Source organism: Mesorhizobium mediterraneum, assembly GCF_002284565.1.
GTDB classification, from domain to species: Bacteria; Pseudomonadota; Alphaproteobacteria; order Rhizobiales; family Rhizobiaceae; genus Mesorhizobium; species Mesorhizobium mediterraneum.
Map to the genome: position 1 here is coordinate 51,229 of NZ_NPKI01000020.1, position 22,038 is coordinate 73,266.

23 protein-coding genes, 1 pseudogene and 1 riboswitch are annotated in these 22,038 nt (G+C 61.7%); of the genes and pseudogenes, 14 read left to right on the forward strand and 10 right to left on the reverse strand.

Annotation, left to right across the window (positions count from 1 at the left end):
• Positions 1-132 precede the first annotated feature (132 nt).
• The 6 genes from CIT25_RS18185 to CIT25_RS18210 all read left to right on the forward strand — a co-directional run bounded on the left by CIT25_RS18185 (position 133) and on the right by CIT25_RS18210 (position 4,338).
• The gene (locus CIT25_RS18185; RefSeq protein ID WP_095485935.1) at positions 133-921 is read left to right on the forward strand and encodes a DUF3108 domain-containing protein; all 789 of its coding nucleotides are present in this window, start codon (positions 133-135) and stop codon (positions 919-921) included.
• Between the two features lie 28 nt (positions 922-949).
• Complete coding sequence (gene yddG / locus CIT25_RS18190) at positions 950-1,837, forward strand: aromatic amino acid exporter YddG (protein WP_095485936.1); 888 nt, start codon at positions 950-952, stop codon at positions 1,835-1,837.
• Positions 1,837-2,517, forward strand: coding sequence for a lysoplasmalogenase family protein (locus CIT25_RS18195; protein ID WP_095485937.1), 681 nt, complete (start codon positions 1,837-1,839; stop codon positions 2,515-2,517). The genes yddG and CIT25_RS18195 overlap by 1 nt, the downstream gene beginning before the upstream one ends.
• Before the next feature lie 200 nt (positions 2,518-2,717).
• Positions 2,718-3,410 (forward strand): HNH endonuclease, encoded by a 693-nt coding sequence (locus tag CIT25_RS18200; protein ID WP_095485938.1) that lies wholly within the window; start codon positions 2,718-2,720, stop codon positions 3,408-3,410.
• Entirely contained in the window at positions 3,407-4,045 is a 639-nt protein-coding gene (locus CIT25_RS37150; protein WP_206072958.1) for a hypothetical protein, read from the forward strand. The genes CIT25_RS18200 and CIT25_RS37150 overlap by 4 nt, the downstream gene beginning before the upstream one ends.
• Complete coding sequence (locus tag CIT25_RS18210) at positions 4,045-4,338, forward strand: hypothetical protein (RefSeq protein WP_095485939.1); 294 nt, start codon at positions 4,045-4,047, stop codon at positions 4,336-4,338. Before CIT25_RS37150 ends, CIT25_RS18210 begins: the two co-directional genes overlap by 1 nt.
• A gap of 120 nt (positions 4,339-4,458) precedes the next feature.
• On the opposite strand, the gene CIT25_RS18215 is transcribed toward CIT25_RS18210, so the two are convergent.
• Together CIT25_RS18215 and gloB are read right to left on the reverse strand one after the other, a co-directional pair.
• Complete coding sequence (locus CIT25_RS18215) at positions 4,459-4,887, reverse strand: cupin domain-containing protein (protein WP_095485940.1); 429 nt, start codon at positions 4,885-4,887, stop codon at positions 4,459-4,461.
• Between the two features lie 23 nt (positions 4,888-4,910).
• On the reverse strand, positions 4,911-5,678 hold the full coding sequence (gene gloB, locus CIT25_RS18220; protein ID WP_095485941.1) for a hydroxyacylglutathione hydrolase: 768 nt from the start codon (positions 5,676-5,678) through the stop codon (positions 4,911-4,913).
• 97 nt (positions 5,679-5,775) lie between these two features.
• Between gloB and CIT25_RS18225 the strand changes: the two genes are divergently transcribed.
• The 3 genes from CIT25_RS18225 (at position 5,776) to CIT25_RS18235 (ending at position 9,511) form a co-directional block, all read left to right on the forward strand.
• A complete protein-coding gene (locus CIT25_RS18225) occupies positions 5,776-6,552 on the forward strand; it encodes a class I SAM-dependent methyltransferase (protein WP_095486031.1) in 777 nt (258 codons plus the stop codon).
• 120 nt (positions 6,553-6,672) lie between these two features.
• A complete protein-coding gene (locus CIT25_RS18230) occupies positions 6,673-8,499 on the forward strand; it encodes an ABC transporter ATP-binding protein/permease (RefSeq protein ID WP_095485942.1) in 1,827 nt (608 codons plus the stop codon).
• Positions 8,500-8,698: 199 nt separating this feature from the next.
• Complete coding sequence (locus CIT25_RS18235) at positions 8,699-9,511, forward strand: DUF1194 domain-containing protein (RefSeq protein WP_280953369.1); 813 nt, start codon at positions 8,699-8,701, stop codon at positions 9,509-9,511.
• Between the two features lie 116 nt (positions 9,512-9,627).
• Here CIT25_RS18235 and CIT25_RS18240 read toward each other — a convergent pair whose 3' ends face one another.
• From CIT25_RS18240 to CIT25_RS18250, 3 genes and pseudogenes are all read right to left on the reverse strand, one after another.
• The gene (locus CIT25_RS18240) at positions 9,628-10,560 is read right to left on the reverse strand and encodes a glycosyltransferase family 2 protein (RefSeq protein ID WP_095485944.1); all 933 of its coding nucleotides are present in this window, start codon (positions 10,558-10,560) and stop codon (positions 9,628-9,630) included.
• 238 nt (positions 10,561-10,798) lie between these two features.
• The gene (locus CIT25_RS18245) at positions 10,799-11,791 is read right to left on the reverse strand and encodes a glycosyltransferase family 2 protein (protein ID WP_095485945.1); all 993 of its coding nucleotides are present in this window, start codon (positions 11,789-11,791) and stop codon (positions 10,799-10,801) included.
• Positions 11,792-11,913: 122 nt separating this feature from the next.
• Positions 11,914-12,187: pseudogene (locus CIT25_RS18250) on the reverse strand (methionine biosynthesis protein MetW).
• A gap of 241 nt (positions 12,188-12,428) precedes the next feature.
• Here CIT25_RS18250 and CIT25_RS18255 point away from each other — a divergent pair.
• Positions 12,429-12,749 (forward strand): DUF1330 domain-containing protein, encoded by a 321-nt coding sequence (locus CIT25_RS18255; RefSeq protein ID WP_095485946.1) that lies wholly within the window; start codon positions 12,429-12,431, stop codon positions 12,747-12,749.
• Between the two features lie 15 nt (positions 12,750-12,764).
• On the opposite strand, the gene metW is transcribed toward CIT25_RS18255, so the two are convergent.
• Together metW and metX are read right to left on the reverse strand one after the other, a co-directional pair.
• Positions 12,765-13,379, reverse strand: a complete 615-nt coding sequence (gene metW, locus CIT25_RS18260) for a methionine biosynthesis protein MetW (RefSeq protein ID WP_095485947.1) — start codon at positions 13,377-13,379, stop codon at positions 12,765-12,767.
• Positions 13,380-13,494: 115 nt separating this feature from the next.
• The gene (gene metX, locus CIT25_RS18265) at positions 13,495-14,664 is read right to left on the reverse strand and encodes a homoserine O-acetyltransferase MetX (protein WP_095485948.1); all 1,170 of its coding nucleotides are present in this window, start codon (positions 14,662-14,664) and stop codon (positions 13,495-13,497) included.
• A gap of 120 nt (positions 14,665-14,784) precedes the next feature.
• Positions 14,785-14,862, reverse strand: a riboswitch (SAM riboswitch).
• A gap of 140 nt (positions 14,863-15,002) precedes the next feature.
• On the opposite strand from metX, the gene hisC reads away from it, so the two are divergent.
• A complete protein-coding gene (hisC, locus tag CIT25_RS18270) occupies positions 15,003-16,112 on the forward strand; it encodes a histidinol-phosphate transaminase (protein ID WP_095485949.1) in 1,110 nt (369 codons plus the stop codon).
• Between the two features lie 21 nt (positions 16,113-16,133).
• Positions 16,134-17,069 (forward strand): prephenate/arogenate dehydrogenase family protein, encoded by a 936-nt coding sequence (locus CIT25_RS18275; RefSeq protein WP_206072959.1) that lies wholly within the window; start codon positions 16,134-16,136, stop codon positions 17,067-17,069.
• Between the two features lie 21 nt (positions 17,070-17,090).
• On the opposite strand, the gene CIT25_RS18280 is transcribed toward CIT25_RS18275, so the two are convergent.
• Positions 17,091-18,017, reverse strand: coding sequence for a sugar kinase (locus tag CIT25_RS18280; RefSeq protein WP_095485951.1), 927 nt, complete (start codon positions 18,015-18,017; stop codon positions 17,091-17,093).
• Positions 18,018-18,073: 56 nt separating this feature from the next.
• A complete protein-coding gene (locus CIT25_RS18285) occupies positions 18,074-19,072 on the reverse strand; it encodes a DUF2125 domain-containing protein (protein ID WP_095485952.1) in 999 nt (332 codons plus the stop codon).
• Between the two features lie 120 nt (positions 19,073-19,192).
• On the opposite strand from CIT25_RS18285, the gene CIT25_RS18290 reads away from it, so the two are divergent.
• Positions 19,193-19,741, forward strand: coding sequence for a gamma-glutamylcyclotransferase (locus CIT25_RS18290; protein WP_095485953.1), 549 nt, complete (start codon positions 19,193-19,195; stop codon positions 19,739-19,741).
• Between the two features lie 82 nt (positions 19,742-19,823).
• Here the strand turns inward: CIT25_RS18290 and CIT25_RS18295 are convergent, their stop codons facing one another.
• A complete protein-coding gene (locus CIT25_RS18295; protein ID WP_095485954.1) occupies positions 19,824-20,804 on the reverse strand; it encodes a quinone oxidoreductase family protein in 981 nt (326 codons plus the stop codon).
• A 169-nt stretch (positions 20,805-20,973) separates the two neighbouring features.
• On the opposite strand from CIT25_RS18295, the gene CIT25_RS18300 reads away from it, so the two are divergent.
• A complete protein-coding gene (locus CIT25_RS18300) occupies positions 20,974-21,942 on the forward strand; it encodes a GlxA family transcriptional regulator (protein ID WP_095485955.1) in 969 nt (322 codons plus the stop codon).
• Positions 21,943-22,038 lie beyond the last annotated feature (96 nt).

A 22,038-nucleotide genomic window follows, 5' to 3' on the forward strand; every position in this document is an offset into this window, starting at 1 on the left:
CAAGCTCCGGCTTGCGCATGGTGTGACGGCGCCTTTCACATAAAGGCCGGAATTCAGCCTATAAGCGGTCGCACAGGGACATGCCAGGCCGGAGTTGCCATCTCCGGTCAAAAATCGAGGACCGATCCCGCCATGCTTCGTTCGTCTCATGCTCTTGCTGCCTTGCTTGCAGTTGCGGCGCCGGCGGCAACGTCCGCCGCCACGCCGCAATCCTTCAAGGGCGAGTATACGGTGTCGATCCTCGGCCTCTCTGTGGCGAAGGCAACCTTTTCCAGCAGTTACCAAGGCGACACCTATTCGATCGACGGCAGCGTCTCCAGCGCCGGCCTCGCCACAATGTTCGACGACACGCGTGGCACGATCTCGTCAAAGGGCAAGATTTTGGGCAAGCGATTGCAGCCGCAGGCGTTCCGCGCCGACTACAAGTCGGGCGAGAAGGCGTCGATGATCGATATACAGTTCGCCAATGGCACTGTTACCGCGACAAAGGTCGTGCCGGCGCCGAAGAAGCGCAATCCGAAGAATTGGATACCGCTGGGCGCCAGCGATCTCGCCTCGGTGCTCGATCCGATGGCCGCCACCGTGATCCATGCCGATAGTCTCGACGAGGTCTGCGGGCGCACGGTGAAACTCTACGACGGCGAGATGCGCGCCGATCTGACGCTGACCTACGATTCGAAGGGCTCGACCTCGGTGCGCGGCTACAAGGGCGATACCGTCACTTGCAGGATGGGTTTTGAGCCGGTGGCGGGTTATCGCAAGAACCGCAAGGCATTGAATTACTTGAAGAAGCGCAGCCGCATCATGGTGACGTTTGCGCCGCTTGGCCAAACCGGCGTATATGCGCCGATCCACGCCACGGTCACGACGAAAATCGGCACTCTCACCGTCAGCGCGGAGCGGTTCGAAGCAACAGAATAGGCGCGATCGCGCGCCGCCGGAGACGGACATGGGGCGCGCAACACTGATCGGCTTCTCGGCGGTCGCCATGTGGGCGCTGCTGGCGCTGCTTACGGACGCTTCCGGCGCGGTGCCGCCGTTCCTGCTCTCGGCGATCACCTTCACGATCGGCACCGGCGTCGGGCTCGTCGCGCGGCTGTTCATGCCGGCCGCCGACAGGTGCGAGAAGATACCGCGCCGAGTGTGGATGATCGGCATTGCCGGCCTGTTCGGCTATCATTTCTTCTACTTCACCGCGCTGCGCAACGCGCCGGCGGTGGAGGCGAGCCTCATCGCCTATCTATGGCCGCTGCTGATAGTGCTCGGATCGGCGCTGATGCCGGGCGAGCGGCTGGCCTGGAACCACGTCGTCGGCGCGCTGCTCGGCCTTGCCGGCACTTTCCTGATCGTCACCAAGGGCGGCGGGCTTGCCTTCGACGCACATTATGCCTTCGGCTATGCGATGGCCGGCATCTGCGCCGTGCTGTGGTCGTCCTATTCGCTGTTGTCGCGGCGCTTCCCGTCGGTGCCTACAAGCATCGTCACCTGGTTCTGTGCGGCTACCGCAGCGCTTTCGCTTATCTGCCATCTCATGCTGGAAGAGACGGTGCTGCCCGTCGGCGCCGGCCAGTGGCTGGCCGTGCTCGGCCTCGGGCTGATGCCGGTGGGCGCGGCCTTCTACGCCTGGGATATCGGCGTCAAGCGCGGCAACATCCAGGTGCTGGGCGCGGCGAGCTATGCCGCGCCGCTGCTGTCGACGCTGGTGCTGATATCAGCCGGTTTCGCCGAGCCGTCCTTGCGCATCCTCGCTGCCTGCGTACTGATCACCGGCGGGGCAGCCCTTGCGGCGAAATCGCTGTTCTTACGCAAGCAGACAACGAGCGAGGCCGGGGCGTGATGCCGTTTCCCGGCGGCATCGACGCCAACGCCAATGCGACGCTGCTGTTTTCGCTGGTGGCGGCCGTGATCTACGCCTTCACCATCGACATGTCACCAACGCTGGCGCGCTCGGCGGCAAAGACGCTGGCCGTGGCGATGCTTGCCGTGCTGGCATCGCTGCAGGGCGGTCCCTGGCTGCTCGTCGCGGCGCTGGCGCTCAGCGCCACCGGCGATGCATTCCTGTCGCGCGACGCTGAAAAGGCTTTTCTCGGCGGGTTGGCCAGTTTTCTCGTTGCGCATGGGCTTTACATCGCGCTGTTCCTGCGTTCCGGCGGTGGGATCGGCCTGCTCTCGGCCGAGCCGTGGCGTGCGGCGATTGCCGTGGCAATGATCGTGTTCGCGCTCGCCATGCTTTTTGCGCTCTGGCGCCGCGTCGGTCCCGCCTTGCGCCTTCCCGTCAGCGTCTATATCGCGGCAATCCTCGCCATGGGGATTTCAGCACTCACCCTGAGCAATGTCTGGGTTATCGGCGGCGCCGTGCTGTTCATGGCGTCCGACGCGCTGCTCGCCTCGGAAAAGTTCCTGCTGTCCGCCATCTCGCCGCACCGCGTCTGGATGCGCTACGCGGTCTGGGCGCTATATTACGCCGCCCAACTGGGGATCACGATGGGCTTCCTGCTGAAGCACGGCTCAGCCTAGGGTCAAAATTCACTCGGCTGGCTGCCATCAATGGCCGGGATGGGTGGTTTGCGGACTGGCAGCTTGTGGTTCGCCGATGGACTAAGCTGCCATCGGACGCAAAGGGCACGCTTGCCGACCGTCCAGCCAAGGACGCTGGACTACTTACGAGCAAACCGCCAATCGTGTATTGCCTGCGAGCAACATGGTGGAGTTTCTTGATGGCGGAAAGAAAGGCAATAGCGGCAGCAACACGACTACGGCTGTTCTCTGACTCGGCGGGTCATTGTCAGAAACCGGACTGTCTCGACCCTCTGTTCCCGGTCGAGTTGGGTGGGGACAAGCATATTGCCGAAATGGCGCATGTCATCCCGCATGGCGAGGCCGGACCGCGTCGTCAAGATCGGCCAACTGGCGACTTCGACCCGGACACCTTTGAGAACCTAATCTTGCTATGCCCGACGTGCCACACGAAGATTGATAAGGATCCCGAGAGCTTTCCTCGCCACATCCTTCTGGAATGGAAGCAGAACCACGTTGCCAACTTGGCGGCGAAGCAAGGGATCAGGAGTTATGAAGACCGTGCCCAGGCAAGAGCAGCGGTCGCCGGCATCATGGCCGAAAACAAGGCAATCTGGGACAAATTCGCTCCTGAGCATGGCTCCGACTTTGAGTATGATCCGGAATCGGAGTCCGCGCAGTCATGGACGCAGCGGATGAGGAGCGTCATCTTGCCCAATCACTATCGCGCTCAAGCCATCATCAAGGCGAATTTAGGACTCGCTACTGACGACGAGCGCCGAGCTTTTGCGGAGTATCAGGAGCATGTGCGTGGTCTTTCGGAGCGCCACGTCTGCGGTGTCGCCGGTCGCGCAATCCGTTTCCCTCAAGCGATGGAAGGCATTTTCACTTGAACTGGCAAGTCAGTTACGCACTCGCCAATTTGCCAAGGCAGACGCGCTCAACCGCGGAGCATGTGGAGGGGGAGCTGATCCGGATTGCGACGCCGGATAAACCGGACGTACTGGCTGCGATCTCGGCCGCCCACGAGATCGATCAGGCGACGGCGGTGAGCTACAGGAAACAGTATCCCGCACTGGATTTCCTGTGTGGCTATCGGTCAACCTGCGTTTGGCACGGAAAGGCCATTCAATATCTCGAAGACGCCGGCGTAGGCTGGGGCAATTTTGGAACGCTGACCTCGGCCGCGCTCGATGGCGACGCAAATACCGCGTCTCACAAGGTTTACAAATTCTCTGATAGGCTTTTGCGACAATATGGTCGGGTGCAGGAGGTGGTCCGGGAGTATGATCGCATCCACCGAGTTTCGCTCAAAAGCGGCGCGAGTGTCAGGATTGGCATGATCGCAGACTACGAGCCCACTGCCGACGCTGTTCGCACTCTCTGGGAGCAGTTTGGTCCCATTGATATCGTCTGGAACATCAATCCAAATGGGAGTCCTTCGCCCGAAGCGATTGACGCAGGGCAAGAACTCGGGTGCGAGGTGATGAAATGGGACGAGCTGAGAGAATATCTGAGAACAGCTTGATGACTGCAGGCGAGATTGCGGCCTATCTTCTGGGCTGCTGCGGCTCCCTGGGCCGGTTCGAGTCCTACATGTTCGGTTCGACCCTAAACGGTATCGGCGAGGATATTGACATCCTGGTCGTTGGCTCAGTTGGCGATGCGCTGTCACAGCTCAAACAGGAGTTGCAGTCTGCGAGCGAATGCCTGCCGCTTCACATTCTCTACATGCAGTCCACTGAAGTGCAACACACTGAGTTTGTGACGCGAGAAAAGTGCGTACCGCTCACGCAACTAGCGTCGTCGGTAGCTGTATGATGAAGTTCACAGCGTAACTGAATTGAGCGCGGCGAACGACAGGTTTCAGGAGTCCGTCTGCACAACTCGAACGTCCTAAATGAGGTCGAATTTCGTCGTTCGAAGCGATTGGGTTTAACCCTAGGGGGTGCGCGGCTCCCAGCCTGGTGCGGCCAGTTCGAAGGCCGCGAAATCGAAGCCCGGCGCCACGGTGCAGCCGACCAGCGTCCATTCGCCCAGGCTATGTGCCGACTGCCACCAGCCTGCCGGCACGACGATCTGCGGTCGCTCGCCGGCCGCCAGTGCCGTGCCGAGCACCTGCTCGATCACCGGCCCGTCTTTCTCATGCATCGACAGCGCCAGCGGGGCGCCGGCATAGAAGTGCCAGACCTCGGCCGCGTCCTTGACCCGGTGCCAGGCCGACAATTGATCTTGCTCCAGCAGGAAGTAAATCGCGGTCGAATGGCCGCGCGCGCCTTCTGCGCCATCGCGGAAGGTCTCGGCATACCAGCCGCCTTCCGGATGCGGTTTCAGGCCGAGCGTTGCGATGATTTCGGCGGAGGTGGTCACGGTTTCCAGACCATAAATGGCGCTCAGAAATTATCCTTGCGCTTGCGGATCTCGGCGAACACTTCGACGTCGGATGCTTTCTCCATGCCGAGATGCTTGCGGATTGCCGGATCATGCCAGCGCAGGAACGGATTGGTCGACAGTTCCTCGCCGATCGTGGTTGGCAGCGTCGGCTTGCCATCGGCGCGCAGCGCCTCGATTTTCGCGGCGCGTTCCTTCAGTGCCGAATTGGTCGGGTCGACGGTCAGCGCGAAGCGGGCGTTGGAAAGCGTGTATTCATGGCCGCAATAGACGACCGTCTCGGCCGGAAGTGCCGCGAGCTTCTTCAACGAATCGTACATCACCGGCGGCTTGCATTCGAACAGTCGGCCGCAGCCGAGCGCGAACAGCGTGTCGGCGGTGAACGCCACTTTCGACGCCGGCAGATGATAGGAGACATGGCCCGCCGTGTGGCCGGGCGTGGCGATCACGTCGATCCTCTCCTCGCCGAGGTGGATGACCGAGCCTTGCTCCACGGTTTCGTCGATGCCGGGGATCTTGGCCTTTTCCGCCTCCGGCCCGACGATGCGCAGCTTGAAGCGTTCCTTCAGCGCCAGATTGGCTTCGACATGGTCGACATGGTGATGGGTGGTCAGGATCATCGTCGGCGTCCAGCCGGTACGCTCGATCGCAGCCAGGATCGGCGCCTCCTCCGGCGCGTCGATAATCGCGGTCTGGCCGCTTTTGGGGTCGTGCACCAGCACACCGAAATTGTCGCTGCGGCACATGAACTGTTCGATTTCGACCGGCATCGCATCTCTCCTTTATCGCCGCAGACATAGGGCGCTTGCCCGCGGATGTCATCCGCCTTTGTTGAACTTGGACCGCATCGAAGATACCGTCCCGCGCATGCATTCCGATATCGTCGATCTCCGCTCTTTCTATTCGACCACGCTCGGGCGATTGGCCGAACGCTCGATCACAATGGCGTTGTCCTCAATATGGGCTGTCGTGCCCAATGAGCGGCTGGTTGGCCTTGGCTACACCTTGCCGTGGCTGGAGCGATTCGGCGCCGACGCAGAGCGGGTCTTTGCTTTCATGCCGGCGACGCAAGGCGCGGTGGTCTGGCCGGCCACGGGGCCGACCGCGACCGCGCTGGTCTTCGATGAGGAATTGCCGCTGGTCGATGCTTCCATCGACCGCATGCTGCTCGTCCATTCACTCGAACATGCCGAGAACCCGCGCGAGACGCTGAACGAAATCTGGCGGGTGCTGTCGCCCGCCGGCCGCGTCGTCATCGTCGTGCCAAACCGGCGCGGTGTCTGGGCCCGTTTCGAGCATACGCCGTTCGGCAGCGGCCGGCCTTTCTCGCGCGGCCAACTCACCGAATTGCTGCGCGAAGCAAACTTCACGCCCGCCGCCTGGTCCGATGCCCTGTTTTTCCCACCATCGCGGCGACGCTTCATGATGCAGCTCCACAACGTGCTGGAACGCGCCGGCCGCAGGCTCTGGCCGATCTTTTCCGGCGTCATCGTGGTCGAGGCGCAGAAGCGGCTCTATCAGGGCGTGCCGGTCGTCCAGCGCGCCTCTCGCCGCGTCTTCGTGCCGGTTTTCTCGCCGCATGGCGCCACAAGGCTCGGCCGGATAGCGCGGACCGGGAACGCAACATTGCCAGTCCGTCGATGACATTTTCGTGATCGGAATCGCGCTTTTTCTCGCCTATCTGTCGAGGACGGGCTCGCTACCCGATTGAGTCGACTTGTTTACCGGTTTCAGCACCGCTTTTCGAATTCAAGGACTTCACCAATGGCTGATCATCCGGATGTCGAGGCCAAAGCCAAGCCGGTTGCCGCGTCGATCGAGGCCAGCAGCCTGCGCGACCAACTGGCGACAATCAAGCTGGCGCTGGGTACCTCGCCGATCCGCAAGCAACTGCTCTGGGCCAGCATCGGCATAGTCGCCGTCATTGTGGCAACCTCGATCGGGCAGGTCCTGCTCAATCGTTGGAACGAGCCCTTCTACGACGCGCTGGCGCGGCGCGACATGCAGGGTTTCCTGCATCAGCTTATGATCTTTGCCGCCATCGCCGGCGGGCTTGTGGTGCTCAATGTCGGCCAGACCTGGCTCGACCAGATGATCCGGCTGAAGCTGCGTGAGGCGTTGACCCTCGACCTGATCGGCGAATGGATGCGGCCGGCGCGCGCCTTCCGGCTTGCCAATGCCGGCGCCATCGGCGTCAATCCTGACCAGCGCCTGCAGCAGGATGCTGGGCATCTCTCCGATCTTTCTACCGGTCTCGGCATAGGGCTATTGCAGTCGTTCATTCTGCTTGTTTCCTTCGTCGGCGTCTTGTGGTCGCTGTCTTCGGGCTTCGTTTTCCATATCGGCGGCTATTCGCTGGCCATTCCGGGCTACATGGTGTGGGCCGCGATCCTCTATGCCGGCACCGCCTCCTGGTTGAGCTGGCTGGTCGGACGGCCGCTCATCCGCTTCAATAGCGACCGCTACACGCGTGAAGCGGAGCTGCGCTCCTCGGTGGTCCGCGTCAACGAGAATGTCGATGCCATAGCGCTTGCGCACGGCGAGGCCGACGCGAGACGACGGCTGGAGTTCGACCTCGGCACGGTGCTGGGCGCGATGCGGCGCATCTATAGCGCCCAGATCAATCTTTCCTGGGTGACCGACACCTATGGCTGGATCACTGTCGTCGCGCCGATCCTCGTCGCCTCGCCGGTCTATTTCGCCGGCGATATCAGCTTCGGCGGGCTGATGATGGCTGTCGGCGCCTTCAACCAGGTGCATTCCTCGTTGCGCTGGTTCATCAACAATATCGGCGGCATCGCCGATTGGCGCGCCACGCTGATGCGCGTCGCCGATTTCCGCATCGCGCTTGTTGAAACGGATGTGCTGCACGACGCCGAAGAACGCATCACAATCGGCGAAAATCCGAATGGCAGGCTGACATTCGAGAAACTCGAGATTGCGTCGCGGGATGGATGCACGAAGCTCGCCGAGGCCCATGTCGAAATCCGCGCCGGCGAGCGCGTCATGATCACCGGAGATCCGCGCGCCGGCAAGACGCTGTTCTTTCGCGCCATTGCCGGTCTGTGGCCGTGGGGAAGCGGGCGGATCGGCATGCCGGCCGGAGAGGTGCCCGCCTTCGTTCCCCGCAAGCCCTATTTCCCGCTCGGCACACTGCGCGAGGTGCTCGACCACGCCAATGCCGGGGTCAGCGATGCCGAGATCTCGGCGGTGCTTGCCGAGGTCGGTCTCGAGCGTCTGTCGTCCTCGCTCGACCGCTCGGCGCGCTGGGAGCGCGAATTGAGCGATGACGAGCAGCGCCTGCTTGCCTTTGCCCGGCTGGTCCTGCGGCAGCCGAAATGGGTGATCATCGACGAGGCTTTGGACACGTTCGACGGCGCGACGCTGAGGCGGGTGCTGTCGATGCTGGAGGCGCGTCTTGCCGACGCCGCGATCCTCAATATCGGCCGTGGCCAACATAACAGTGAATTCTTTCCGCGCTCATTGGCGATCGTGAGAGATGTCGGCCGACCAGCCCTCAAGCCAGTCCGTGTCAGGGCCGGCGCGATCGAGCCTCCCCCGGCCGTCGCCGCAACCTATCAAGAGACATAGCCGGCCATCCCAGCCAAGCTTTATTTCGCCGTGATCGCAGCGAAAGATTGCCGGTATCGCTCGGAGGTCTGCGGCGTTGAACCCATGCTTGACGCGCTTAAAGCGCGTCCCGTTGAAGAGATTCATGCGACACGCTTTAAGTCTTTGTTTCTATGCATGTCGTTACCCCAGAACCGCTGCGCACTTTTGGGCGACATGCATTAGCCTGCTTGCCTGCCTTGCCTGGGCTCAGGCCGCACCACTGGCCGCGCCTGCCGATACCATTGCCGTGGACGTCGAACTGGTGCTGGCGGTCGACATTTCACACTCGATGGACGAAAGGGAATTCGCCCTGCAGCGCGCCGGCTATGTCGAGGCGCTGCGCCATCCCGACTTCATCAAGGCGGTACGCTCGGGTGTGAAGGGCCGCATCGCGCTCGCCTATTTCGAATGGGCAGGCACCGTCCGCGACGATGCGCTCATTGCCTGGCAGGTCATCGACAACGCCGAGAGCGCCAGCGCTTTTGCCGACAAGATCGAGGCCCGCCCGTTCAGGAGCTTTCGCGGCACCTCGATTTCCGGTGCGCTCGCCTTCGGCGCGAAGCTTCTCGGTGGAACCGCTTTCGACGCGACACGCAGGGTGATCGACATTTCAGGCGATGGCCCCAACAACATCGGCATGCCCGTCACCACGACACGCGACGCCGCGGTGGCAAACGGCATCGTCATCAACGGCCTGCCGATCCTGATCAGCCCATCGCCCAGCTTCAGCCATCTCGACCAATACTATGCCGAGTGCGTTACCGGCGGGCCTGGCTCTTTCGTGCTGCCGGTCTACGCCGCTTCCGAATTCGTGACCGCCATACGCCGCAAGCTGGTCCTAGAGGTAAGCGGTGTTGCCGACCCTTGGGCTGATCCCAAGGCCGGTCCCGGAACGATCCGGATCGGCGCGGCAGCACCAGTCGACTGTTTGCAAGGCGAGCGCGGCCGGCGGTTTTTCTCCGATCCGTATTTTCCGGAACTTAACCGATGAGCTTCTGGTTGGCTCTGGAGCAATTCCAGGAAAAGTGCGGAGCGGTTTTCCGTCCGGAATTGCGTAAAAACAAACACTTAGAGCGGTTCGGCGTTTCCGTGAAACGAGGAAGCGCTCTAGGCTGGCCGTGCGCCATATTTGGTGCGGAACTCATCGTAGAGATCACGACGCCAGCGCCGGCCGCCGACATAGCCGCGCAACAGTTGCGGCAGCGAGTAGCCGAGCGCTTTCGACGACCGGTTGGCCAGATAACCGGCAAATGCCTGCGAAATCCTGCCCTTAATCGTATCGGCGATGATCTGCCGTGCGATCATGTAAGGCGGAATGTCGGGATAACGGTCGATGATGTAGGGGTGTTTGCAGATCAGGTTTGCGTAGGCTTCGACATAGCCGTCGCGTTGTCGCGAAATCGAATTCTCCGAATTGTACTTTTTCCAGTCGACCTCTTCGGACAGTTGCGCGCCACTGCGCCCGGCGAAGCGCAACAGCAACTCGCGATCCTGCATCCGTGCGATGTCGCTGTCATAGCCGCCGATCGCCAGCAAGGCCTCTCGCCGGGCGGTAATCGCCGATCCGGCTATGAAGATCGTCTGCGCGACCAACGCCCTTTCCAGCGTGTTCCGTGTCAGGAACGCGCCGCGGTTGATGCATTTGCTGCTGCGGTCGCCCTTCAGGGACACGAACGAACTGATGAGCACTTCAAGCGTCGGATTCTCCTCGAACCACGCCAGTGTCCGCTCCAGCCGGTTCGGCAAGTAGACGTCGTCGGAATCCAGGAATGTCACCACAGGCGCCCGCGCCCGTTCGATGCCGGCATTGCGGGCGGCGTTGGCGCCTCGCCATTTCGCGCCGACATAGATAAGGCGAGGGTCGCGGATGGCAGCCAGCGCCGCTTCCGTGCCATCGGTCGAGCCGTCGTCGACGACAATGTGCTCGAAGCGGGTAAGGTTCTGCGCAAGCACGCTCTCCACGGCGCGCAAGACCGTGCTGCGCCGATTGTGGGTCGGCGTGATCACAGTGATGAGTGGAGCAGGGTCCATCTCGGGCATGTCGCCTCAGCTACGCCCCGCGTTCCACAGCCATCGAATGGATTGGATGTTCGTTTCCATGCCCGCCCCAGGATTGCGTTCGATTCGACGCTACAAAAAAGAAGCGATCATGTCATCACAAAGTATTGCGGCGGAACTCGTCGGGCATTGGCGAATTCTTGATGCCACGCTAGAGCCGCTTGGTGGCCGCTTCCTAACCCATTCAAAGAAACGACCGAAACCACGAACGCAGCAGCGCCTAACTATGTCCGACATAATCAGGCACGACTTCGATTTCGTCGCCAACGAGACCCGCAGCGAAACTGAGTTGGCCCCAAAACGCCAAGCTGTAGAATGCCAGACCGACAATCAGAGATAATGGAATTTGCCAAAGCGGCATGCCTGTCTGGCGGGCATGGCCAGTTACGCGTCGCATTGTGCGCCACGACATGGTGAACCATCGGCTGAACGATTTCACAATCCGCTGCGTGCGACTGGGCGACTTCAGCTCCACAAACTTCCGGTCGGCATCGCGGCCTGTTACCAACGCGCGCCAGAAAAAGAACCGCCAACCACGTGGCGAGTAATGATAGACGCGTGCGTTGACGTTCAGAATTTTGTGGCCTTCACGTCGAAGCTCATGCGTCAGCAGAGTGCAAGAAACCTTGAATCCATTGTGTTTCGCAAAGGGATGGCTGACAATCCAGTCGCGCCGAAAGGCACTGTTATTGGCGTTGATCGCTCGCTTGTTAGCAAATCGTGCATCTGCCTCAGGCATAGGGAAAAACCAAAGCAGCGCGAACGTCCTGGAAAAGAAATCATCGTACGAAAGATATGTATATCCGTTCACGCAAATAATTTCAGGATCTTGAAACGGGTCAAGCAGAGTTGGGAGCCAGCCCGATTCTGCCACGGTATCCGAGTCGATGAAGATAACGATATCTCCATTGGTTGACAGGATGCCGTTGTTCTTGAGGTCGTAATATCGACCGCCTGGGCAAGCGGTGAAGATCAGGTCGGCAACCCGTTCCAACTGCGGCGCTTCAATTGTGATACTGCTACGCAGCGAGGCGGCGTCCTCATCTCGCCCGCCGTGGGAGATGACAACCTGCGGTCTTGCAAGACCAGCTGAGGAAACCACGGCGATTTCTCGAGCCAAGGCAGTCAACGCAACGCCGATCTCGTCCCAGTCGATCGACTTGGCGTTATCCATTTCCACAACGAGGGAATAAGTTGGCTGTTCTTCAACCATCTTTACACCGCAAAATTTATCAGAGGTCACTTTGTTCGACGCGGCTCGCGACGATACCGGTTCAGGTTAGTTATACATAGCAACGCCTGCTGATCAAGAAACACTGCAATCCTTGGAGCGAGCTACCGTTTCAGCAGGAACACCGCTTGCTGGCCGAAGAAATTCCAGAACCAGCACGGCATCGACAGACCGATTTTCTGGCCATTGGCGTCGAGCGCGGTTACCTTTTCCACCGTCGCGCCGAGCTCGTCGCAGAGGTTGACGAAGTCGCTTCGTCGCCTGCAGCAATTCGAGCAGTAGGCCATCACCGGAGCCGACGTCCAGCACCCGTGCCTGCGCCGGGATGAGGTCGGCGACGACTTCGAGGTCGACGCGCTGGGCGTGATTGACACTCATGATCGTGCCTTTGGCTAGCGCATGATGCCGGTCCGAAAAGTCTGCAACTTTTCGGAGTCACGCGCGAATGCCTGGCGCATGATGCCGGTCCGGAAAGCCTACAATCTTCAGGGGTCATGCGCTGAGTTGGTCCTGTATGCATTCTTATAACTTCAGAGGTAATCGACCACCGTAGGGCGCATAGGCAATTGTCGTTCGTGAAGCCGCCTATTGTTGGCTTCGATCAGCAAGGATCTCAGCCATGACCGCTTACGCCGTTGCCCATATGCACCAAGTCACGTTAGGGCCGCAGATTGTCGAATATTTGCAGAAAATCGATGCAACGCTGGAGCCGTTTAGCGGGCGCTATATTGTGCATGGCAGCGAGGTGGAAGTGGTTGAAAACACCTGGCCGGGGCACCTCGTAATCATCGAATTTCCGGACATGCAGCATGCGCGCGGATGGTACCAGTCGCCCGCCTATCAGGAGATATTGCCCCTGCGCACCGAGAATTCCCAGTCCGATGTGGTCCTGGTCGACGGCGTCCAGCACCCGCACAAGGCCACCGACGTGCTCGGATAGGATGAAATGCGGCCGTCATCGTCTCAACAAGAACACCGCTTGCTGGCCGAAGAAATTCCAGAACCACCACGGCATCGACAGACCGATTTTCTGGCCATTGGCGTCGAGCGCGGTTGCCTTTTCCACCGTTGCGCCGAGCTCATCGCAGAGATTGACGAAGTCGCGGATGGTGCAGAAATGGATGTTGGGCGTGTCGTACCAGGAGTATGGCAGGTCCTTGGTCACCGGCATCCGCCCGTCGAGGAACAGCGAAAGGCGCACCCGCCAGTGGCCGAAATTGGGGAAGGAGACGATGGCGTGCTTGCCGATCCTGAGCAACTCGTCGAGCACCAGCTTCGGGTTGCGGGTCGCCTGCAAGGTCTGCGACAGGACGACGAAATCAAAACCCTTGTCGGGATAGAATTTGAGGTCCTTGTCGGCGTCGCCCTGGATGACGGACAGGCCGCGCGCCACGCATTCGTTGACGCCGCGTTGCGACAGTTCCATCCCGCGGCCGTCGACCTGCTTCGTCGCCTGCAGCAATTCGAGCAGCAGACCATCACCGGAGCCGACGTCTAGCACCCGCGCCTGCGCCGGGATGAGACCGGCGACGACTTCGAGGTCGACGCGCTGGGCGTGGTTGACACTCATGATCGTGCCTTTTGGTTAGCGCATGATCCTGATCCGAAAAGTCTGCAACTTTTCGGGGTCATGCGCTGATGCCTCGAGCATGATGCCGATCCGGAAGGCCTGCAATCTTCAGAGGTCATGCGCTGAGCCCCCTGGCGCGGGCCGCCGAGGCGATGAAGCCGTTGATGGCGGCAAACAGCTCCGGCTCGTCGAGCAGGAAGGCATCGTGGCCGCGGTCGGTCTCGATCTCGACAAAGGACACCGAGGCGCCGGCCGCGTTCAGCGCGTGAACGACCGAGCGGCTCTCCTCGGTCGGGAACAGCCAGTCGCTGGTGAAGGAGACCAGGCAGAAACGGGTCTTGGTGCCGGCAAAGGCGTCGGCCAGCCGGCCGCCATGGTCGGCGGCGAGGTCGAAATAGTCCATCGCCCGGGTCATGTAGAGATAGGAGTTGGCGTCGAAGCGGTCGACGAAGGTCATGCCTTGATGGCGCAGATAGCTCTCGATCTGGAAGTCGGCGTCGAAACCGAAGGTGAGCGCTTCACGATCCTGCAGGTTGCGGCCGAATTTCCGGTGCAGGGCGGCCTCCGACAGATAGGTGATGTGAGCGGCCATGCGCGCCACAGCCAGTCCCTTTTCCGGGCGCTTGCCCTGTTCGAAATATTTGCCGCCATGCCACTCCGGGTCGGCCATCACCGCCTGCCGGCCGACCTCGTGGAAGGCGATGTTCTGCGAGGAATGGCGCGCGCCGGTGGCGATCGGCAGTGCCGAGAAAACGCGCTCCGGGTAGCTCGACGCCCATTGCAGCACCTGCATGCCGCCCATCGAGCCGCCGAGAACCGAAAACAGTTTTTCGATGCCGAAATGGTCGACCAGCATCAACTGCGCCCGCACCATGTCGCGGATGGTGATGATCGGCAGGTCGAGCCCGTAGGGTTTGCCGGTGGCGGGATTGGTCGAGGCGGGGCCGGTGGAGCCGAGGCAGCCGCCGATGACGTTTGAGCAGATGACGAAGAAGCGGCTGGTGTCGATGATCTTGCCGGGGCCGATCAGCACCTCCCACCAGCCCGGCTTGCCGGTCACCGGATTGGTGCTGGCGACATGCTGGTCGCCGGTCAGCGCATGGCAGACGAGGATGGCGTTGGAGCGGGCGTCGTTGAGCGTGCCGTAGGTCTTGTAGGCAATCTGGAACGGTGACAGCAGCGTGCCGGCGTCGAGCTTGAGCGGCTTGTCGGCATCGAAACGCAACACCGGGCTCGACGGCTCGTCGGCCTCGTTGTTGGTTCTTTTAGTGCGCAGCGCGACCATCGCATCCTCTTACATCAACCCATCGCGCTTTTCCGAAAATCGATACCGATTTTCGGGTCGATGCGATTGTCCGGCCGGCTACGGACAACAAAAAACCGGCATCGCCTTCGCAAAGCCGGTTACAGGATGCAAACGGCCCTTTAGCGAGTTGTTTAACGTGGCTGCAAGCCGACCGGCCAAATCACCACGGGATTTCGCCTTTCTTCTAGGACCGGCGCGCCTCGGCGTCAACGGCCAGTCGCTCACCGACAGTTGCCGCCTCTCGACATTCCAGGCCACGGCTTGTATTTCCGCTGCGGCTTCCCCAGGCGGAAGCGTTCTCGACGGATTTTTGCAATATGAACCAGGCATCGGATCAGGCACGTCCAACGCCCCGCGCGGGGATCATGGACATCGAAGCCTATGTGCCGGGCAAAAGCACGGCACCGGCCGGCGTTGCCAAGGTCCATAAATTGTCGTCAAACGAGAACCCGCTCGGCCCCTCGCCGAAGGCGATAGAAGCCGCGCGTGACGTCGCGGCCAAACTCGACATATATCCCGATGGCACCGCCAGGCGCCTGCGGGAGGCGATCGCCGAGGTGCATGGCCTCAACCCTGCGAACATCGTCTGTTCCAACGGTTCCGATGAGATTCTGGGCCTGCTTGCGCAGACCTACCTCGCGCCCGGCGATGAAGCTGTCATCACCGAACACGCCTTCATGGTCTACAAGATCTACATCCAGTCGGCAGGTGCTGTCCCGGTGTCGGTCCAGGAAACCAATGAGCGCGCCGACGTCGATGCGATCCTCGCTGCGGTGACGCCGCGCACCAGGATCATCTTCCTCGCCAATCCCAACAACCCGACCGGCACCTATTTGCCGTTCCAGGAGGTGCGCCGCCTGCATGCCGGCCTGCCTCGAAACGTGCTTCTGGTGCTGGATGGCGCCTATGCCGAATATGTCCGCCGCAACGACTATGAAGCCGGCGTCGAACTGGTGGCTGGCGCGGAAAACGTGGTCATGACCCGCACCTTCTCAAAGCTCGGCCTCGGCGGCGCGCGGATTGGCTGGATGTACGCGCCGATGCATATCATCGACGCGATCAACCGTGTGCGGGGTCCCTTCAACGTCAACGCGACGGCGATCGAGGCCGGCATTGCAGCGATCCGCGATCGTGCCCATGTCGAGCGCAGCGTGGCGCATAACGAGACCTGGCTGTCATGGGTGAGCGAGGAATTGACCAAGCTCGGGCTGCGGGTGACGCCGAGCGTCGGCAATTTCGTCCTCATCCATTTTCCCGAGGACAAAAAACATTCGGCGGCAGCTGCGGACGATTACCTCTCCGCGCGCGGCTACATATTGCGGCGCGTCTCCGGCTACGGCTTCCCGAATGCACTGCGCATGAGCGTCGGCACCGAAGAGGCCAATCGCGGCGTTGTCGCCGCACTCACGACATTTCTGAAAAGCTGAAACCCCCGAAAAGCTGAAACAATGACATCACCGATGTTCGAAAAGATCGCGCTGGTCGGCATCGGCCTGATCGGCTCGTCGCTGGCCCGCGTCATCCACCGCGAAGGTCTTGCCCGTCACGTCGCCATCTCGACGCGCAGCGAAACGACGCTGGCGCGGGCGAGGGAGCTCGGCCTCGGCTCCTCCTACACGATGGATGCGAAAGAGGCGGTCCGCGATGCCGACCTGGTTATCGTTTCGGTGCCGGTCGGCTCTTCGGGCGAGGTCGCCGAGGAAATCGCACCAGCGCTAAAGCAGGGCGCCATCCTCACCGATGTCGGCTCGACCAAGGCATCGGTCATTGCGCAGATGCAACCGCATGTGCCTGATGGCGTGCATTTCATCCCCGGCCATCCGTTGGCCGGCACTGAAAAATCGGGCCCGGACGCCGGCTTTGCCGAACTGTTCGAAAACCGCTGGTGCATCTTCACGCCGTTGCCCGGCACCGATCCGGACGCGCTAGAAAGACTCTCGGAATTCTGGCGCCGCTGCGGCTCCAACATCGACACGATGGATCCCCAGCATCACGACATGACACTGGCCATCGTCTCGCATCTGCCGCACATCATCGCCTACAACATCGTCGGCACCGCCGACGACCTGGAGTCGGTGACAAAATCCGAGGTCATCAAATATTCGGCCTCCGGCTTTCGCGACTTCACGCGCCTTGCCGCTTCCGACCCGACCATGTGGCGGGATGTCTGCCTGCACAACAAGGATGCCATCCTCGAAATGCTGGCGCGGTTCTCGGAAGATCTGGCCTCGCTGCAGCGGGCAATCCGCTGGGGCGACGGCGAAAAGCTGTTCGACCTGTTCACCCGCACCCGCGCCGTCCGCCGCTCGATCATCGAGGCCGGCCAGGACATCGACGTACCGGACTTTGGCCGCCAGGCGGTCGAGCATCCCGCAAAGCAGTAGCCTGTCTCGACCGCCAGGCCGTTAGTCCGCCGGCCAGTGAGCCGCCATCATGGCCAGCGTCTCGGCCCTGTCCGGCGCGCCCAGCCTGCCGCCGAAGCGCAGGCATTTGAGCGCGGCGGCGGCGCTGGCAAAGCGTAATGTCCGTTCGATCGGCATCGCCTCCGCCAGCCCGACGGCAAAGGCGCCGTGAAATACGTCGCCGGCGGCAAGCGTATCCACTGCTTTGATCCTTGGCGCCGCGACATGGCGCACGGAACCCGCCGAGCGGTCGAACCACCAGCTTCCCGCAGCGCCGCCCGTCACCGCGACAAATGCATCGATGCGTCCGGCCAGCGCTTCACAGGCCCTTTGCGGGCCTTGCTCCTCGCCGCAGAGGATGAACGCTGCCGGCTCCGACGCGACGACGTGCGAGGCCAGCGGAAACAGACGTTCCAGCACGTCCCGTGGCGCGGTGTCGGCGTCCAGTATGGCCGGACGGCCGATTGCGCGCGCCGCCGCCAGCGCCACAGTTGCTGCGCCCGGCCAGCGCACGTCGACCAGGACGGCGTCGAATGCGGTGAGATCTTGGGTGGGGAGCGCCTCGGGGTCGGCCTGGGCGAGCTTGTCATAGAAAGGAACGATGATGCGCTCGCCATGCGTGTCGACCAAGATGGCCGACAGTGCCGACCGCGCGCCGCTGACGCGCCGGACAAAGCTGCAATCGACGCCCTCGGCCTCGATCCCGGCGACCAGCTGATCGCCGACGGAGTCGTCCCCCGCGCTCGCCCACAGCGATACGTCCGCGCCGAGGCGGCGCGCGGCGCAGGCCGCGCTCGAAGCCATGCCCGAGGCGATCTGGACGCCGTCGGACGCGATGAACTTGCCCTGACGTGTCGGAAGCGTGTCGACGCGAAGGATCGTATCGAGCGTCAGCGCGCCAACACTCAGGAGCTTCACCGGGCTGTTCATTTATCTTCCTGTTTGACCGTGATCTTTTCCGAACTGGAGGATTCGCAATCATGGGTCTAATCGACCGGTTTGATCCTGCCCAGCGGGATAAAACCGAGCGAGGCCTTGCCCTTGACGATCTTGAGGGGCATCGACGGTTCGTTGCCAAGCAGCGCCAGCCCGGCAAAGCCGGTTTTGATCTGGCTCTTCTGCTCGGGAATGGCCTTGCCGAGGATGGCCGCCACGGCCTTCGGGTCACTGAGCTTGATCATCAGGTCGGCGTCGATCAGCCCATCGGCATCGACCGAAACTGGTCCGGAGACGGTGACGCGCGCGGTCCCCGACGATAGATCGAGCTTGCCGATATCGACCGCCTGGCCGCGCAAGCTCCTTGGCTGCGTCTTGATCAGCGCCACGCCGTTCTTCAGCGTCACGTCGCCGCTGCCGTCGAGCGGCGGCAACACGCGGCCATCGATCGCCCCTGGATCGATTTCGAGATCGGTAAAACTCCCGGCATAGTCGATGTCCTGACCGTTCGGACGCAATTGTCCGGCCGCCGTCCCGGCGCTGAACAGCTCGACCGGATCTGTGCCATCCGCCGGATCGGTCTGGCCGGACAGGCCCTCTGCCTCCAGTGAAACGCCCCGGGGCAGCGGCCAGGACAATTTCAGGTTCGCTCGCAGATTATCCCAGTCGATCCACAGCGGCGTCATCCCCGGGGCTGAGGTCCTGAGCGGTCCGCGCAAGTCGGCGCCAGGCGACAGGATTTGGGTGATGTGCGTAACCGCGTTGAGACTGCCGAGCGAGGCTGCGACGTTCCTGGTGTCGTCCTGATAAGCCAGACTGTCGCAGGAAATGGCGAAGCTCGAGGGATAGCCGCTAACCGTGAGATTGGCGCAGTCCGCCTCGGTACCATTGCCGTTGAGCTCGGTGACTGCTTTGGCGGCTTCGCTCTTGACCTTGTCTGCCAGGTAGAACCAGCCGGCGCTGTAGAGGCCGAACAGCACGACGATGAAAGCGCCAAGCCAGAAGAGGCGGCGGCGAAAATTCGGCGGGCGCTCGTCACTTGACGTCATGCTGCGGCTCTCGTTAACGCGTGTTGCAGAGGGGACTGTCGTTTCCGGCAACATCGGGTAGACGGAGACGGATTTTAAAAACACCGATTCCAGTGCGGTGCTGCAACCAGGCTTGGCGATATGGGCGATTTTTGGGTTTTTGGCTACGGCTCGCTGATCTGGCGGCCGGGATTTGCGCATGTCGAGACGCGGCGCGCGCGTCTTCACGGCTATCGCCGGTCGCTGTGCGTCTACTCCTTCGTGCATCGCGGCACGCGCGAACGACCCGGGTTGGTGCTCGGCCTCGACCGTGGCGGCTCCTGCATCGGGCTGGCTTTCCGCGTCCCCGGCGATCTGCGCAACGAGGTCATCACCTATCTGCGCGAGCGCGAGCTGGTCACCAATGTCTATCTCGAGCGCACACTTAGCATTCGCCTCGACAATGACGGTATGAACGTGGGCGATACGAACGGGGGCGAGATTGTCCCGGCGGTCGCCTATGTTGTCGACCGCACCCACGAGCAATATGCCGGCGCGCTCGATGCGGCGGATGCCGCGACCGTCGTTCGCGGCGCCGTCGGCCAGTCAGGAAAGAACGAGGACTACGTGTCCAGCACGCTGGAGCACCTCGAGGCGCTGGGGATCCGCGACCACTGGCTGGAAGAGGTGGCGAAACGGATCGGGTCGTGATCGCTTTCGCTGTTGACCATGATCTTTTCCGAAAACCGGTTCCCACTTTTTCGCTGACCTTCGGTTCGGGTGATGGTCCGGGCTACATCCTGAAAATCTGTTTTCCGAGATCGGCGCGGTCCAGGCTGTTTGTCACGGCGAGCTTGAACTCCGACAGCGGATGGATGCCGCCGACAGGGACATGGAAATCGGGTTGGCCGAAGGTATCGACAATCTCGTGCAACACTGGCCGGTCGGCTTCGACAGGCGGCGAAAAGAAGTAGCGGTAGATATTTGCCCTGATCTCGACGCCGCTCAGCAGCACGTCGAAATTGTGCAGTTCGAAACGCTCGGCGCTCATGCCGCCATTGATGACCATCTGCCCGCCCATCGCGAGGGCGCGGATCAATTCGCCACTGACGGGTCCGCCGACATTATCGATGATCCCGTTCAGCCCGGCGCCATCGGTCATTTCCATGACTGCTTCCCTGATACCGACGTTCAAACCAGACAGATCGAGGATGGCCGTGGCACCAAGTCCCTTCAGGTCGAGCCTGTCGTGGGAGCGTCGCACAAGCGCGATCACCTTGATGCCGCGCCGTTGGGCAAACTGCATCACCATCGTCGAAACCGATGAATAGCCGGCCGTGACGGCCAGCCACTGTCCAGGCTGCACGCGGGAGTCCGCCAAGAGGTCCCAGGCGGTGATGGGATTCACCATCTGCCCGGCGCGTTCGAGCGGATAGTCGGCGGGCAGCGGGATCAGCCATTCGGCCGGAACGGCCGCATATTCGGCCCAGCTGTCGTAGTAGCTGAACGCGACAAGCGTGCCCGGTTTCAAAGCGACGTTCGCGCCAACGGCCTCGACAACGCCGGCGCCATGGTTTCCGGCCACCTGCCGGGGGAAATGCGGCTTCTTCGGTTCGGGGTAGAGGTTCTGAATGAACAGGAAGTCGCCAGGGTTGACCGAGGCGGAGACCATCTTGACCAGCACCTCGCCGTCGCCAATTCGCGGCATGGGCAGGTCGCCGAGATAGAGCACGTCCCGCGGCGAGCCGATTGCGTCGAATACAATTGCTTTCATCTTGGTCTCCAGTAACGGCGGATCTGGGGCTAGCAGCCTGGACGTCACCAGATTGCAGCACCGGTGTTTGCATCGGTGTCGCGGAACCTAAGGTCGCTGGCAAAAATCGGAATTGGCAGATTTGACAATCTATATGCTAAACTTGCCATAGCTGTTCAAAGGAGGCATCTTGGACAACCGCCCCCTCCATGCCGTGATCTGGCTGCCGTCGACCTTCTATTCGGCCGTCGCCGCGACACTTGTCGAAATGTTCGAGCTGGTGAACACCATTCGCGGCGCGCCGGCGATTTCCTTCGAATTCGTGGCGCGGCAGGCTGACGCCACGACGACGCCTGGGATCTCCTTTCACACCAGACGCGAGCCCTCGCAGCGCATGGACCTGCTGATCCTGCTGGCCATGCCCGGCATGCAAATCCCGGAGCTTGTTGCCGCGCTGGAGGAAGAGAGCCGCCACGCCGCACCGCTTATCGCAAGCGCGCAGCGCGACGGCGCCATCATCGCCGCGCATTGCGGGGCCGGTTACTTCCTGGCAGACGCCGGTCTTCTCGACCGAAAGCGCGCGACGATCTCCTGGTGGCTGAAGACGGATGCCCAGCGCCGCTTTCCAAAAGTGCGGTGGGACGCTTCACGTGTGCTGATCGGGGACGGACGGATCTACACTTGCGGCGGCGGCTTTTCAGGCCTGGAGCTCGGCAAGGCGCTTCTGCGCGATCTTGGCTTCGCCAGGGAGGAGCGCCTGGTTCGCAAATTGCTGGTGCTGCCACCGTCGCGGCAGATCCAGACACCTTACGAGTTCCCGCTCGCCGATCTGCCGCCTACGCAAGAGGCGTTCCGCGACCGGCTCGAAGCCTTGTCCAGGAAACAGCTCGGAGCGCTCGACCTTGCGTTCCTTGGTGCGCAACTCGGTCTGTCGCCGCGAACGCTGGCGCGCCGGTTTTTCGATGAATTGCACACCACTCCCGGCCGATGGATTCAGGACCGGCGCCTTGAGGCCGCGAAAACACTTCTTGAAAGCACCAAGCTCGGCATTGCCGAAATATGTTACCAGGTCGGATACCGGGATACGGCGTCATTCAGCCGGCTTTTCAACCGCGTGGTCGGGTTGCCGCCTGGTGAATACCGGCGCCAAAGCCAGTAGACATCGGCTGGAACGTCGAGCGCGGCGGTCGCGCCTTTGTGAAGGCTGGCTGGTCGGAAAAGTTGGCCAGGCCTTTGACGTTGCCACGCCGCGACA

Excerpts from the sequence above, each read along its gene's own strand:
- CIT25_RS18240 (WP_095485944.1), bottom strand. The coding sequence starts at position 10,560 with ATGCCCGAGATGGACCCTGCTCCACTCATCACTGTGATCACGCCGACC.
- CIT25_RS18275 (WP_206072959.1), top strand. The coding sequence starts at position 16,134 with ATGACATCACCGATGTTCGAAAAGATCGCGCTGGTCGGCATCGGCCTG.
- CIT25_RS18285 (WP_095485952.1), bottom strand. The coding sequence starts at position 19,072 with ATGACGTCAAGTGACGAGCGCCCGCCGAATTTTCGCCGCCGCCTCTTC.
- CIT25_RS18255 (WP_095485946.1), top strand. The coding sequence starts at position 12,429 with ATGACCGCTTACGCCGTTGCCCATATGCACCAAGTCACGTTAGGGCCG.
- metX (WP_095485948.1), bottom strand. The coding sequence starts at position 14,664 with ATGGTCGCGCTGCGCACTAAAAGAACCAACAACGAGGCCGACGAGCCG.
- CIT25_RS18185 (WP_095485935.1), top strand. The coding sequence starts at position 133 with ATGCTTCGTTCGTCTCATGCTCTTGCTGCCTTGCTTGCAGTTGCGGCG.
- CIT25_RS18245 (WP_095485945.1), bottom strand. The coding sequence starts at position 11,791 with ATGGTTGAAGAACAGCCAACTTATTCCCTCGTTGTGGAAATGGATAAC.
- CIT25_RS18225 (WP_095486031.1), top strand. The coding sequence starts at position 5,776 with ATGCATTCCGATATCGTCGATCTCCGCTCTTTCTATTCGACCACGCTC.
- CIT25_RS18295 (WP_095485954.1), bottom strand. The coding sequence starts at position 20,804 with ATGAAAGCAATTGTATTCGACGCAATCGGCTCGCCGCGGGACGTGCTC.
- yddG (WP_095485936.1), top strand. The coding sequence starts at position 950 with ATGGGGCGCGCAACACTGATCGGCTTCTCGGCGGTCGCCATGTGGGCG.
- CIT25_RS18200 (WP_095485938.1), top strand. The coding sequence starts at position 2,718 with ATGGCGGAAAGAAAGGCAATAGCGGCAGCAACACGACTACGGCTGTTC.
- CIT25_RS18230 (WP_095485942.1), top strand. The coding sequence starts at position 6,673 with ATGGCTGATCATCCGGATGTCGAGGCCAAAGCCAAGCCGGTTGCCGCG.
- CIT25_RS18195 (WP_095485937.1), top strand. The coding sequence starts at position 1,837 with ATGCCGTTTCCCGGCGGCATCGACGCCAACGCCAATGCGACGCTGCTG.
- gloB (WP_095485941.1), bottom strand. The coding sequence starts at position 5,678 with ATGCCGGTCGAAATCGAACAGTTCATGTGCCGCAGCGACAATTTCGGT.
- metW (WP_095485947.1), bottom strand. The coding sequence starts at position 13,379 with ATGAGTGTCAACCACGCCCAGCGCGTCGACCTCGAAGTCGTCGCCGGT.
- CIT25_RS18210 (WP_095485939.1), top strand. The coding sequence starts at position 4,045 with ATGACTGCAGGCGAGATTGCGGCCTATCTTCTGGGCTGCTGCGGCTCC.
- hisC (WP_095485949.1), top strand. The coding sequence starts at position 15,003 with ATGAACCAGGCATCGGATCAGGCACGTCCAACGCCCCGCGCGGGGATC.
- CIT25_RS18280 (WP_095485951.1), bottom strand. The coding sequence starts at position 18,017 with ATGAACAGCCCGGTGAAGCTCCTGAGTGTTGGCGCGCTGACGCTCGAT.
- CIT25_RS18290 (WP_095485953.1), top strand. The coding sequence starts at position 19,193 with ATGGGCGATTTTTGGGTTTTTGGCTACGGCTCGCTGATCTGGCGGCCG.